Origin of the sequence: Polymorphospora sp. NPDC050346 (assembly GCF_040655695.1) — a bacterium.
Taxonomy (GTDB): Bacteria; Actinomycetota; Actinomycetes; order Mycobacteriales; family Micromonosporaceae; genus Polymorphospora; species Polymorphospora lycopeni.
In genome coordinates this window covers 85,802-98,833 of the sequence record NZ_JBFAKM010000003.1, presented here as the reverse complement: position 1 = coordinate 98,833, position 13,032 = coordinate 85,802, and the positions used below count along the sequence as shown (strand labels likewise).

Below are 13,032 nucleotides of genomic sequence, written 5' to 3'. Positions count from 1 at the left end.
GGGCGCCCGATGTCGGTAAAAGAGCCGGTCCTGCTCGGCGGCCGGCCGCTGCTCACCCAGACGCCGCCGTTGGCGCGGCCGCCACTGCTGCGCGAGCACGGTGACCTGCTGGCTGTCTTCGGCGACATCGTCGCCGGCGGCACCCTGACCAAAGGCGGTCATCTCGCCGCACTGGAAGTCGAGTTGGCGCGGTTCCTCGGTGTCGCGCACGCCGTGGCGGTGTCCAGCTGCACGAGCGGGCTGATGCTCCTCATGCGCGGCCTGAGCCCGGGCGGTGCGGTCGTCATGCCCAGCTTCACGTTCATGGCCAGCGCACACGCCGCGCGCTGGAACGGCCTGCGGCCGGTCTTCGCCGACATCGAATCCGGCGGGTTCGGTCTGTCGGCGTCGGCCGCGTCCGCCGCGGTCGATGACCGCACCGTGGCGATCCTGGGGGTGCACGTCTTCGGCACCCCGTGCGACGCCGACGCCCTGGCCGAGGTCGCCGCGGCGCGCGGGGTGCCGCTGCTGCTCGACGCGGCCCCGGCGTTCGGCGCGGTCTACCCCGACGGTACGCGCGTCGGCGGCAAGGGACTCGCCGAGGTGTTCAGTCTCAGCCCGACCAAGCCGTTCACCGCTGGCGAGGGCGGCATCATCACCACCGCGAACGAGGACCTCGCCCGGGAGCTGCGCACCGCCAGGGAGTACGGCAACCCGGGCACCTTCGACAGCCTCTTCGTCGGCCTCAACGCCCGGATGCCGGAGCTGTCCGCGGCGCTCGCCCTGCACCAGCTGCCGGGCTTCCCGGACCTGCTGGCCCGCCGGTTGGCGCTCGTCGACCGGTACCGCGCGGCACTCGCCGACGTACCCGGGATCGAGTTTCCGCGGGTGCCACCCGGCGCGACGAGCACCCACAAGGATCTCTCCCTCACGATCGACCCGGCGCGGTTCGGCATCGACCGGGACACCCTCGTCGTCGCGCTGCGCGCGGAGAACGTCCCGACCCGCAACTACTTCGACCCGCCCGTGCACCGCCAGACCGCCTACCGCCAGGTGGCGTCCGGGCCGCTGCCCAACACCGAGGCCCGCGCCGCGGCGGTCGTCGCGGTGCCGCTGTACAGCGGGATGACCGACGACGTGGTGGACCGGATCTGCGCGGTCGTCCGCCGCATCCAGGCCCACGCCGACGGCGTCGCGCAGGCCGTGCGGTCCACCCTGCGGATCAGGAGTGCCGAACATGTCTGACCAGGTGTTTCTCGGAATATCCACCGCCGAGTTCGACCCAGCGGTGGCCGCGGTCGTCGACGGACGTGTCGTCGCCTACGCCGAGGAGGAACGTTTCCTGCGGGTGAAGCACGCGCCGGGGCGCTACCCGGACCGGGCGCTGCGTTACTGCCTGGAGACGGCCGGGGTACGACTCGACGAGGTCGCATCGGTCACCATCGGCTACGACCTGGCCGCCTACACCGATGGCCGGATGCGGCGGTTCTTCGACGCGATGGCGCGCGAGTGGCCGCTGGACCAGGCCACCCTGGACTGGCAGCGCGGCTGTCTGCGTGAGTTCGACATCGCCGGGCAGACCGCGAAGCACCACTACCACTGGCGGCGTCAGTTCGGCGACCTCACGTTCCCGCCGATCCGCTTCGCGCCGCACCACTACACCCACGCGTTCCAGTCGGCGATGGAGTCGCCGTTCGAGTCGGCCGTCGTGCTGACCCTGGACGGCTCCGGCGACCAGCACACCACCGTCCTGTGGCTGAAGCGGGGCGAGGTGCTCACGCCCCTGCGCGAGGTGTGCATGCCGCACTCCCTCGGTTGGTTCTACGCCGCGTTCACCGAGTATCTCGGGTTCGACGCCTACGACGGCGAGTACAAGGTGATGGGCCTCGCCGCGCACGGCGGGCCGGACCCGACCCTGGCGGACCTCGTCGGCCAGGTGCTGCTGCCGGCCTCCGACGGGGTCGAGTACCGGCTCGACCCGTCCTACATCCACTACGGGGAGCACCGCTACTCGCGGCGGTTCACCGACAAGCTCGTCAAGCTGCTCGGTGCGGCGCCGCGCCTGCCCCGTGACCCGGTGACCCGCTGGCACATGGATCTCGCCTTCGCGGTGCAGCAGGCGCTGGAGGAGGCGGCGTGCCGGTTGATCCGCTGGGGAATCGCGCAGACCGGCGTCTCCGATGTCTGTGTCGGCGGTGGGGTCGGCCTGAACGTGAAGATGAACTCGCGGATCTTCGCGCTGCCCGAGGTCACCGACGTCTTCGCCCACCCGCTCTGCGCCGACAACGGCCAGGCGGTGGGTGCCGCGCTGGTCACCTGCCATCGGGAGACCGGGGCGCTGCCACCGCCGCTCGCATCCCTCGCGTGGGGCCCGGAGCAGGGCAACGAGGAGATCGAGCGGGTCCTGCGCAACGCCGGCGTCGCGTACACCCGCAGCGAGGACGTCTGTGAGACGGTCGCCGCCGACCTGGCCGCGGGCCGGCTCGTGGCCTGGTGCCAGGGGCGGTTGGAGGCGGGACCGCGGGCCCTCGGGCAGCGCAGCATCCTCGCCGACCCGCGCAGCGTCGAGGTCCGCGACCGGGTCAACGCCGCGGTCAAGCAGCGGGAGTTGTGGCGCCCGTTCGGTCCGTCGATGATCGCTTCGGCGGCCGGGCGCTACTTCGAGCACCACACCGACTCGCGGTACATGACGATGGCGTTCCCGGCGAGCGGGGCGCTGCGCCGCGACGCTCCGGCGATCGTGCACATCGACGGCAGTTCCCGGGTGCAGATCGTGCACGAGTCGGCGAACCCCCGCTACCACCGGCTCATCGAGCGGTTCGGTGAGCGCACCGGTGTGCCGGTGGTGCTCAACACCTCGTTCAACGTCCGCGGTGAGCCGATCGTGTCCACGACGGAGGACGCGCTGCGGACGTTCTTCGCCACCGGCCTGGACGTGCTGGCCGTCGGCGACTTCATCGTGCGCAAACACCCGACCGACATGGCAGGAGGCAGGTAATGGCACAGCGGCGCATCCTCGTGGTCGCGGCCCACCCCGACGACGAGATCCTCGGCATGGGCGGGACCATCGCGAAACACGCGCTGCACGAGGGCGCGGAGGTCGCGGTGCTGTGGGTCTCCGAGGGCAGTTCGACGCAGTATCCGGGTGACGAGCAGATCGCCCAGCAGAAGTTCCGCGAGGCCGAGGCGGCGGCGAAGACCCTCGGGGTGACGTACTGCATGCAGCGCACGCTGCCCGACATGCGCCTGGACACCGTCGGGCACGTCGAGGTGAACCGGGTCGTGGAGGAGGCGGTCGACGAGTTCGGCCCTGACACGGTCTACACCGTCCATCCGGACGTCAACATGGACCACCGCACGGTCTTCCGCTCGGTCATGGTGGCGACACGTCCCTATGCCGGCAGTTCGGTACGGCGGGTGCTCAGCTACGCCACCACGTCCGGCATCGAGTGGACGCCACCGTTCGAGGCGTCGTTCGCGCCGAACGTCTTCGTCGATGTCACCGCCACCATCGAGGACAAGGTGTCCGCCTTCTCCTGCTACCAGACCGAGACCCGGCCGTGGCCGCACCCGCGGTCGTCACGTGCGATCAGGGCAAACGCGGAGAGCTGGGGCAGCGGCGTCGGCTGGGCCTACGCCGAGCCCTTCGTCCTGATCCGTGAACTGCGCACCTGACGGGTCGGCCCGAAAAGGAATGATGTCGATGAGCATCCTTCGTAACTCCACCATCCTCGTCACCGGCGCCACCGGATCGTTCGGCAAGGCGTTCATCCGGCACGCGTTGACGTTCCTGGACCCCGAGTTGGTCCTCGTCTACTCCCGTGACGAGCTCAAGCAGTACGAGATGCGCCAACTCTTCCCCGCCGAGACGCGGCTGCGTCTGGTGATCGGCGACGTCCGCGACCGCGATCGGCTCACCGGATGCATGCGCGGCGTGGACTTCGTGGTGCACGCGGCCGCGCTGAAGCAGGTCGACACGGCCGAGGGGCACGCCGGCGAGTTCGTGAAGACCAACGTCGTCGGTTCGCAGAACGTCATCGACGCCGCCACGGCCAACGGTGTGCGGCAGGTCGTGGCGCTCTCCACCGACAAGGCCTCCAGCCCGATCAACCTGTACGGCGCCACGAAGATGGTCGCGGACAAGCTCTTCACCTCCAGCGACGGCGGTCCGACGGGGTTCTCCGTGGTGCGCTACGGCAACGTCATGGGCAGCCGCGGTTCGGTCATCCCGCTGTTCCGGCGGCTGGCGCGTACCGGCGCGAGCCTGCCCATCACCGACAAGCGGATGACCCGCTTCCTCATCACCCTGGACCAGGCGGTCCGGTTCGTCGTGGAGACCTTCGACGTGATGCGGGGCGGCGAGCTGTACGTGCCGAAGATCCCGAGCATCCGGATCTCGGATCTGGCCGAGGCGATCGCGCCGGGCTGCCCCACGTACGAGGTCGGCATCCGCCCGGGGGAGAAGGTGCACGAGGAGCTGATCGCCGCGGAGGACAGCCAACGCACGTTCCAGACCGCCGACCGGTATGTCGTCATGCCGACGATCCGGCGCGCCGGCTACCCGGTCCCGGAGGGCTGCCGGCAGGTCGAGGAGGGCTTCCGCTACCGCTCGGACCTGAACACCGCCTGGCTCGGCGTCGAGGAGCTGCGCGAGCTGATCGAGGTCATCGACCGGCCGGGGGAGTCGGGCACCCTGGTGGCGTCGCGGTGAGCGCGCCGGTTCGGCTCACCGGCGCGGTGATGGCACATCCGCGCCGGCTCGGACCCGGCCGGGAGCTGCTGGCCGCCGCCCCGCCGGGGCTGCTGCAGCTTGTGCTGGATCCGCAGCCGGACGGGCCGCGGACCGGGCTGCGTACGGCGATGAAGGCATGGTCGTCGATCCCCTCCGGCTCGACGCACCATGTCGTACTGGAGGACGACGCGATCCTGGTGCCGGGCTTCGCCGAGCACGCGGCCCGGGCCGCGGCGGGGGCACCGGACGCGGCCGTGGTGTTCCACGCCAACTGGTGCTCGCGCACCGGCGCGGCGGTTCGGCTCGGTGCGCTGGCCGGTGCCCGGTGGGTGCGCGCGGCACAGGAGTACACCCCGACGGTCGCGCTGATGCTGCCGGCGGCCGTCGGGGCCGGGTTCCCGGCGTTCGCCCGGCAACACGCCGGCACCTGGGCCGGTGACGTGGTGATGGCCCGCTACCTCGCCGCGCGGGGGGTCCGCACGTACGTGACCGTGCCGAACCTCGTCGAGCACGGCGACTTCCCCAGCGTGGCGCAGAACGACGCCCATGGGCTGCGGCTCTCCGCGTGCTACGGGGAGCCGCCGCCCGGCGCGGACTGGTCGCTCGCCGGCGCGGCGGAGCCGGAGGCGTTGCCCTTCTACAAGTTCGGCCTCGCGCTCTGCGCCGTACGTGAGCCGGCGGGCCGCTGGTCGACGATCGGTCCGCAGCGCTGGAGTAGCCGGCTGCGCATCGATGTGGACGACTGTGCCAAGGCCTTCGAGGCCGCTTTGGGCCGGTCCGCCGCGCTGCGCGAGCGGTGCGACGACGACGTGCTCTTCGAGGTGTGGCGCACCGCGTACGCGACGGGTGCGGTGAGCCGCCGCCCCGGCCAGGACATGGCGTCGCTGGCGTCGGACCCGCTGGTGGTGCGGGCCGCGCAGTCGATCGGCCCGGGCGGCCTGTGCATGAGCGTCGACGCCCACGAGCTGCTGACGCTGCGGGAACCGCTCGGTGAGCTCGCGCTGGCCGGAATCGTCGCCGGGCTGCACGGCCCGGTGGCCGCCCGCCCGCCCGGGAACCGCCGTCCCGGCGGCCACCGTCGGGTGGTCGACGTGCCGTGCCCGCCGCCGGCGGCGCCGTCGCTTCGGCGGACTCTGGCGGGTGAGCTGGTCGACCGGGGCTACGACGTGACGGTGGAGGTGACCGACGGCGCGGTCCGGGTGGTGGGCACGGGCCCGCAGCGCGGCACCGTGACCGTGCCGACCGGTGTCCCGTACGGTCCCGGCGTACGCTGCCGGCCGCTCGACGACTATGTGGCCCGGTCGCTCGTCGGCCAGCCGATCGTCGTGGATCGCACCTGTCGGGCGACGTCGTACTCGCACGTGTGGGACATCGCCTCCGCGGTCGCCAGGGCGCTCGACGGCGCTCCGGCCGACCCGTCCGACGCGGGCCCGCCGGTGGACCCGGCGGAGCTGGCCGTGCTGGTCTCGCGGACGATCAAGCCGGTGCCGGTCCTGGATGGCGACGGTCCGCACACCGCGGGCCGGGAACCGGTCGGGCGGGACGGACCCGGGATCGGCCTTGCCGACGGCATCCGCACGGTCGGCCAGTGGCTGGCCTACGAGGCGGACGAGACGTGGAGGTGACGGCACTCAGCCGGGCCGCGCCCGGCGGTGACAACGAGGACGCCGTCGTGGCCGGCGACACGTTCGCCGTGGCGCTCGACGGCGCGACCGCCGAGCCCGGCTTCGGCTCCGGCTGCCGCCACGGGGTCCGCTGGTTCGCCCGCTCGATCGCGGGCGAACTGGGCCGGCTCCTCGGCACGGACCCCGACGGGGTGCCGCTGCCGGTGCTCCTGCGCGACGCTGCCGGGACGGTCCGCGCAGCCCATGCCGACACCTGCGACCTCGACGACCCGCGCAGCCCGTCGGCGACCGTGGCGATGCTGCGGCTGCGGGGCGACCGGATCGAGCACCTTGTCCTCGGCGACGCCGTGCTGCTGCTGCGCGACCGGCGCGGGAGGGTCACGGCGGTCTCCGACGATCGGATCCGCAGCTTCTACCACCTGCCCTGGTCGCGGCTGCACGACAGACGCAATGTGCCGGGCGGCTTCTGGGTCGTCGGGGCGCGGCCGGACGCCGCCGCCGAGGCGCTGACCGGCTCGGTGCCTGTCGCGGAGCTGGACTGCGCCGCCGTGCTCACCGACGGGGCGACCCGGCTGGTGGAGCGCTTCGGCTGGACGTGGGACGACCTGCTCGCCGTGCTGAGGCGCGACGGGCCCGCCGCACTGGTGGCCGCGACCCGGGCGGCGGAACGCGCCGCACCGCCCGCCGACCCCGACGACAAGGCATACGACGATGCGACGGTGGCCCTCTGCCGCTTCCATGATTGAATAGTTAAGTTCATTTCCTGTTGGCGTCCGCCGTCTCCCGGATGCGAGAGTGCGTGCGAAACTTCCCGGAACCCTCAGTCGTCACACCGGATTGTCGATCGTCACTGCGTTATCTGTTCTGGCTCGCGGGCCAGTTCCGCGTACCGATCCTGCTCGGCGCTCTCGCCGGCATCGCCTGCATCGTCGCCCAGGCGTTGATTCCGGCGGCGATCGGCGCGGCCATCGACGACGGCATCATCGCCCGGGACCAGCCGGCACTGCTGTGGTGGGGTGCCGTGATCCTCGGTCTCGGTGTCGTGCAGGCATTGACAGGTCTCATGCAGGACCGGTACGGGCTGACCGCTTCGCTCGGTGCGGCGTACCGCACGCTGCAACTCGTCACCGCGCAGGCCGCCCGGCTCGGCGGCACCCTGCGCAAGCAGGCGTCCACCGGCGAGGTCGTGAGTGTCGGCGTCGCGGACATCACCCAGCTCGGTGCCGCGCTGGAGACGACCGGCCGGTTCGCCGGCGCCGTCGTGGTCATCATCGTGGTGGCCGGCATCATGCTCGCCACGTCCTGGCAGCTCGGCGTCGTCGTCCTGGTCGGGGTGCCCGTCATGGTCTGGGCGGTCGGGCTGCTCCTGCGACCGCTGCACGGCCGCCAGCAGCACCTGCGCGACCAGCAGGCCGAGCTGACCACCCACGCCGTGGACATCAGCAGCGGCCTGCGGGTGCTGCGCAGCATCGGCGGCGAGGCCCAGTTCTCCCACCGCTACCGGCAGATGTCGCAGCGGGTGCGCGGAGCCGGCGTACGGGTCGCCGGCGTCGAGGCCGCCCTGGACGCCGCCAAGACCTTCCTGCCAGGGCTGCTGCTCGTCACCGTGGTGTGGCTGGGCGCGGAGTCGGTCCTCGACGGCCGGCTCAGCGTCGGGCAGCTGGTTGCCTTCTACGGCTACGCGGTCTTCCTGGCGACCCCGCTGCGCCGCGTCGCCGACGGCGCCGACCAGTTCACCAGGGGCAACGTCGCCGCCGCGAGGGTGATCCGGCTGCTGAGCATCGAACCCGAACACGCCTCGGGCACCACACCGCTGCCGGACGGCCCGGCGGAGCTCGTCGATCCCGACGCCGGACTCAGGGTGCAGCCCGGCCGGTTCGTGGCGGTGGCGTGCGCGACCCCGTCGGACGCCGCGCTGCTCGCCGACCGCCTCGGCCGGCACACCGGCACGACCGCCACATTCGGCGGGGTGCCGCTGCGCGACGCGCCGCTGGAGCAGGTCCGCGCCCGCATCCTGGTCGCCACCAACGAGGACCGGCTCTTCGACGGCCCGCTGCGTAGCGAACTCGACCCCGCCGACCGATCCGACGGGCTGCGCGCCGTGATCGAGGCCTCGTCGTCGAGCGACATCATCGAGATGCTGCCCGACGGTCTGGACCAGACGGTCGTGGGCGGCGGGCAGGAGTTCTCCGGCGGGCAGCGGCAGCGACTGCGCCTTGCCCGCGCGCTGCAGGCCGACCCGGACGTGCTCGTACTCGTCGAGCCGACCAGCGCCGTCGACGCGCACACCGAGGCACGCGTCGCCCAGCGGCTGCGCCAGGCCCGGGCCGGGCGTACGACCGTGGTCTTCACGACCAGCCCGATCATGCTCAACGCCGCCGACCGGGTCGCCGTCGTCGTCGAGGGCCGGGTCGTCGGCGAAGGTACCTACCCGGGGCTGCGTGGCGATGCCCGGTACCGGCCCATCGTCGCCCGGGAGGACGAGGCGTGAACACCGACGACACCCCGCACACGCTGCCCGTCGCATCGGCCCGGGAGGTGCGGTCCCAGGCTCGCCGCATCGCCGTGCGGCACCGTGGCCCCCTGCTCGGTGCCCTCGCACTGCACACCCTCGCCGCCGCGTCCGGCCTGGTCGCGCCGCGGCTGCTCGGCAACCTCATCGAACAGGTGTCACGGGGCACCGCCGAGGTCACCCACGCCGTCGTGCTCATCCTCGTGTTCGTGGTGGCGCAGGTGATCCTGCTCGCCGCTGCCGTCTACGCCTCCGCCCGCCTCGGCGAGACGGTCCTGGCCGAACTGCGCGAGGAGTTCGTCGACAACATCCTGGCGCTGCCGCTGGCCGTCGTCGAGCGGGCCGGCACCGGCGATCTGGTCAACCGCACCACCCGCGACGTCGACATGCTCTCCCGCGCGGTGCGCCAGGCCGTGCCCGACACGCTGTTCGCCGGCACGACGATCGTGCTGACCGTCGGCGCGCTGATCCTCGTGGACCCGCTGCTCGCCATGCCCTGCCTGGTCGCGGTGCCGGTGCTGTGGGCAGCCACCCGCTGGTACCTGCGCCGGGCCCGCGACGGCTACCTGCGACAGAGCGCCTCGTACGCGCGCATCACCGACGGTCTGACCGAGACCGCGGACGGCGCCCGTACGGTCGAGGCCCTGCGCATCGCGCACCGCCGCACGGCCCGCGCCGACGCCGACATCGCCGAGTCCTACCGGGCGGAGCGCTACACGCTGTACCTGCGCTCGGTGTTCCTGCCGATCAGCGACGTCGGGTACGTGCTGCCCGTCGCCGCGACCCTGGTGCTCGGCGGCGTGTTCTACCTCAACGGGCACGTCACCCTGGCCGCGGTCACCACGGCCACGCTCTACGTGCAGCAGGTCATCGTCCCGGTCGACGTGCTGCTGTACTGGCTGAACGAGCTGCAGATCGGCGGCGCGTCGCTGGCGAGAACCCTTGGCGTGCACGGTGCCGCCCCGGCCCGCGCGTCGCTTCCGGTGCCCGCGGCCGGCGGCGGTGGCCGGGTCGGGCTGGACGGCGTCAACTTCGCCTACCGCGAGGGCCACGACGTCCTGTGCGATGTCACCCTGCGGGTCGAACCGGGGGAGCGGCTCGCGGTCGTCGGCCCGTCCGGCGCGGGCAAGTCGACCCTCGGCCGGCTCGTCGCCGGCATCCAGCCGCCGACGTCCGGCGCGGTCACCATCGACGACGCGGCCCTGACCGACCTGCCGCTGGACGACCTGCGCCGCCGGGTCGCGCTCGTTACCCAGGAGCACTACGTCTTCGCCGGGACACTGCGCGAGAACCTCGTCATGGCGAAACCCTCGGCCACCGACGACGAGCTGGAGAAGATCCTCAAGGCACTGGACGCCTGGGACTGGGCCGCCGAGCGGGGTCTGGACGCCGCCGTCGGCACGGGCGGAGCGGCACTGTCACCCGCGGAGGCCCAGCAGTTGGCGCTGGCCCGGTTGGCGCTGGCCGACCCGCAGGTGGTGGTCCTGGACGAGGCGACATCGCTGCTCGCCCCAAAGGCCGCGCGGCACGTCGAGCGGTCCCTGGCGGCGGTTCTGGAGGGGCGCACCGTGATCGCCATCGCCCACCGGCTGCACACCGCGCACGACGCCGACCGCATCGTGGTGCTGGAGGACGGCCGGGTGGTGGAGTCGGGCAGCCACGACGAACTCGTGCGGGCCGGAGGCGCCTACGCGGCCCTCTGGCGCTCCTGGCACGGCTAGGGCCGCGGAGTGTCCACGGAAGAACTCCGACGACCCCGATCAGGCCGCTACCCGGCGGGCTGGTCGGACAGTTCCCGCCGCAGCGCCGCCCGCAGCGTACGCACCTGCGGGGCGTCCAGTTCGCCGCAGCGCTCCAGGGCCCGCTGGCGTAGCGCCCGGGCCTCCGCCGGCCGGTCGTCGTCGGCCAGGGCGGCGAGGACGTGCAGGGTCTGCGCCTCCCACCTCGGGCTGGAGAGCGCGGCGAACAGTGCCAGCGCCTGTCGCAGCGCGTCGGTCGCGGCGTCGACCTCGTCCAACTCCCGAGCCGCCAGCCCGTACCGGTAGGTGGCGTGGGCCTCGCTGAACGTCGCGCCGCACCGCTGGAAGTTTCGCCGGGCCTGGTCGAACTCGTCGGCGGCCTCCCGCCAGCGGCCGAGGCCGGCCAGGGCCCCGCCGAGGGAGATCATCGCCGCGCCCTGCGTGACCTCCGCACCGGTACGGGTGAGGCCGTTGTCCCGCCGGTAGAACGCGAGCACCTCCCGGTGCAGGTCGGCTGCCTCGGCGTACCGGCCGAGCGCGGCCAGCGCCGCGCCCTGGGCGCTCGCCGCGCAGTGCTCGCCGAGGGCGTATCCGGCCTGCCGGAACAGGCCCACGGCCCGGCGGCACGGGTCGAGGGCCGCCGCCGCGCGGCCGGTGCGGACCAGGATCGCCGCCGAGTACGTCAGGGCCCACGCCTCCTCCCGGCGGTCCCCGATCCGCCGGGCCAGTTCCAGCGCGCGGTTCAGGACGGTCTGGGCCTCGGCGTTGCGGTCCCGGCAGAAGTAGTGCGCCCAGCCGAGGAAGTTCGACAGTACGGCCTCGTCCCTTGGGTGGCCGGCGGCCCGGGCGGCGGCCACCCCGAGGGAGAAGATCTCGTCCCAGGGGTGCCGGTGGCTGTTCGCGTCGGAGTACCAGTGCAGGGAGCGGGCCACCCGGACCACGTCGGTGTGCCGGCCGGCGTGGGCCGCATCGCGCAGCGCCGCCAGCCAGTTGCCGGATTCGCGGTCCAACCAGGACGCCGCCGTCCGGTCGTCGGCGAAGGGGGCGTCCGCCCGGTCGGCGACCGGCTCGAACACGGCACCGGCCTGCTCGGTGCGGCGCAGCAGCCAGCCGACCATCCGGTCGTGCGCGGCGGCCCGGTCGGCCGGGTCCTCCTCGTGGTCGAGGCGTTCGGCGGCGTAGAGCCGGACCAGGTCGTGGAAGTGGTACCGGTCGCCCGCGGACAGCAGCACCCCGGCCTCGACCAGTTCCTCCACGGCCAGCGCCGCGGCCTCCTCGTCGGTGCCCGCGACGGCGGCGACGAGGCTTTCGTCGAAGTCGGTGCCGGGAACCAGCGAGGCGCGCCGGAACACCGCGGCCGCCGCCGGGTCCAGTTGCCGGTAGGAGACCTCGAACGCGGCCCGGACGTCCAGGTCCCCGGCGGTCAGCACGGTCAGCCGCCGGCGCTGGTCGTGGAGCAGGTCGACCAGCCGCCGTACCGACCACTGCGGCCGGCTGGCGAGCCGGTTGCCGGCGATCCGGACGGCCAGCGGAAGCCGCCCGCAGAGCGTGACGAGCCGGTCGGCGGCGGCCGGCTCGGCCGCGACCCGGTCGGCGCCGACGATCGCGGCCAGCAGTTGCCGGCCGGCGGCCGGGTCCAGCAGGTCGAGCGGCTGCCGGATCGCGCCGGCCAGCCCGGTCAGCGGGCGACGGCTGGTGACCAGGGCCAGGCAGTGCCGCCCGGCCGGCAGCAGCGGGCGTACCCGGGCCTCGTCCACGGCGTTGTCGAGGACGACCAGCAGCCGGCGGTCGCGGGTCAGGGTGCGGAACAGCCCGCCCCGCTCGGCCGGGGAGGCCGGGACGAGGCTGTCCGGCACCCCGAGGGAGCGCAGGAACCCGGCGAGCGTGTCGGCCGGGTCGGCGTCCTGGAGGTCGGCGAAGAGTTGCCCGTCGCCGAACGCCGGGCTGAGCCGGTGGCCCGCCGCGACGGCGAGGCTGGTCTTGCCGATCCCCGGCGGGCCGTGCAGGACGACGACGCGGGTGGCCCCGGTGTCCGTGGCGGCCAGCGCCGAGAGCAGGTCGAGGGCGTCCGACCGGCCGGTCAGGTCGGGGACGGCGGCGGGCAGTTCACCGGGTACGACCGCCGGCTGGACGGCAACGGCCGCGTCGACCGGTGCCGGGTCCGGCGGCGGCTGCCGTTCGGCGCGGGCCAGGTCGAGGAACCGGCCGCGTTCCGGCCCGGCGAGTCGTAGCGCGTCGGCGAGCAGGACGGCGGTGCGCCGCTGCGGGCTGCGTACCCGGCCCCGCTCCATCTCCCGGATGCTGCGGACGCTGGAGCCGGACGCCTCGGCCAGCCCCTCCTGGGTCAGGCCCAGGCTCCGCCGGAGGCTCCGGAGCCGGTCGCCGAACCGCTCACGCTGCTCCTGATCAATGGGTATGGCTTCCCCCAACCACCCGCCTACGCGC

9 protein-coding genes are annotated in these 13,032 nt (G+C 73.3%); 8 read left to right on the top strand and 1 reads right to left on the bottom strand.

Annotation, left to right across the window (positions count from 1 at the left end; translation table 11 throughout):
- Nucleotides 1-9: 9 nt before the first annotated feature.
- The 8 genes from AB0I42_RS04805 to AB0I42_RS04770 are packed head-to-tail and all read left to right on the top strand — an operon-like array spanning nt 10 to nt 10,569.
- Nucleotides 10-1,224 (top strand): DegT/DnrJ/EryC1/StrS family aminotransferase, encoded by a 1,215-nt coding sequence (locus tag AB0I42_RS04805; RefSeq protein WP_357534228.1) that lies wholly within the window; start codon nt 10-12, stop codon nt 1,222-1,224.
- On the top strand, nt 1,217-2,977 hold the full coding sequence (locus AB0I42_RS04800) for a carbamoyltransferase C-terminal domain-containing protein (protein WP_357534227.1): 1,761 nt from the start codon (nt 1,217-1,219) through the stop codon (nt 2,975-2,977). The genes AB0I42_RS04805 and AB0I42_RS04800 overlap by 8 nt, the downstream gene beginning before the upstream one ends.
- Nucleotides 2,977-3,654 carry a PIG-L deacetylase family protein gene (locus AB0I42_RS04795; protein ID WP_357534225.1) on the top strand — a complete coding sequence of 226 codons (678 nt, stop codon included), beginning with the start codon at nt 2,977-2,979 and terminating at the stop codon, nt 3,652-3,654. Before AB0I42_RS04800 ends, AB0I42_RS04795 begins: the two co-directional genes overlap by 1 nt.
- Before the next feature lie 34 nt (nt 3,655-3,688).
- On the top strand, nt 3,689-4,690 hold the full coding sequence (pseB, locus tag AB0I42_RS04790; protein ID WP_357534508.1) for a UDP-N-acetylglucosamine 4,6-dehydratase (inverting): 1,002 nt from the start codon (nt 3,689-3,691) through the stop codon (nt 4,688-4,690).
- Complete coding sequence (locus tag AB0I42_RS04785) at nt 4,687-6,336, top strand: hypothetical protein (protein ID WP_357534224.1); 1,650 nt, start codon at nt 4,687-4,689, stop codon at nt 6,334-6,336. Before pseB ends, AB0I42_RS04785 begins: the two co-directional genes overlap by 4 nt.
- Nucleotides 6,333-7,082: a protein phosphatase 2C domain-containing protein gene (locus tag AB0I42_RS04780; RefSeq protein ID WP_357534222.1), complete on the top strand. Its 750-nt coding sequence runs from the start codon at nt 6,333-6,335 to the stop codon at nt 7,080-7,082. Before AB0I42_RS04785 ends, AB0I42_RS04780 begins: the two co-directional genes overlap by 4 nt.
- 53 nt (nt 7,083-7,135) lie before the next feature.
- Entirely contained in the window at nt 7,136-8,827 is a 1,692-nt protein-coding gene (locus AB0I42_RS04775; RefSeq protein WP_357534220.1) for an ABC transporter ATP-binding protein, read from the top strand.
- Nucleotides 8,824-10,569, top strand: coding sequence for an ABC transporter ATP-binding protein (locus AB0I42_RS04770; protein ID WP_357534218.1), 1,746 nt, complete (start codon nt 8,824-8,826; stop codon nt 10,567-10,569). Before AB0I42_RS04775 ends, AB0I42_RS04770 begins: the two co-directional genes overlap by 4 nt.
- 47 nt (nt 10,570-10,616) lie before the next feature.
- Here the strand turns inward: AB0I42_RS04770 and AB0I42_RS04765 are convergent, their stop codons facing one another.
- A complete protein-coding gene (locus AB0I42_RS04765) occupies nt 10,617-13,016 on the bottom strand; it encodes a helix-turn-helix domain-containing protein (RefSeq protein WP_357534216.1) in 2,400 nt (799 codons plus the stop codon).
- Nucleotides 13,017-13,032: the final 16 nt, after the last annotated feature.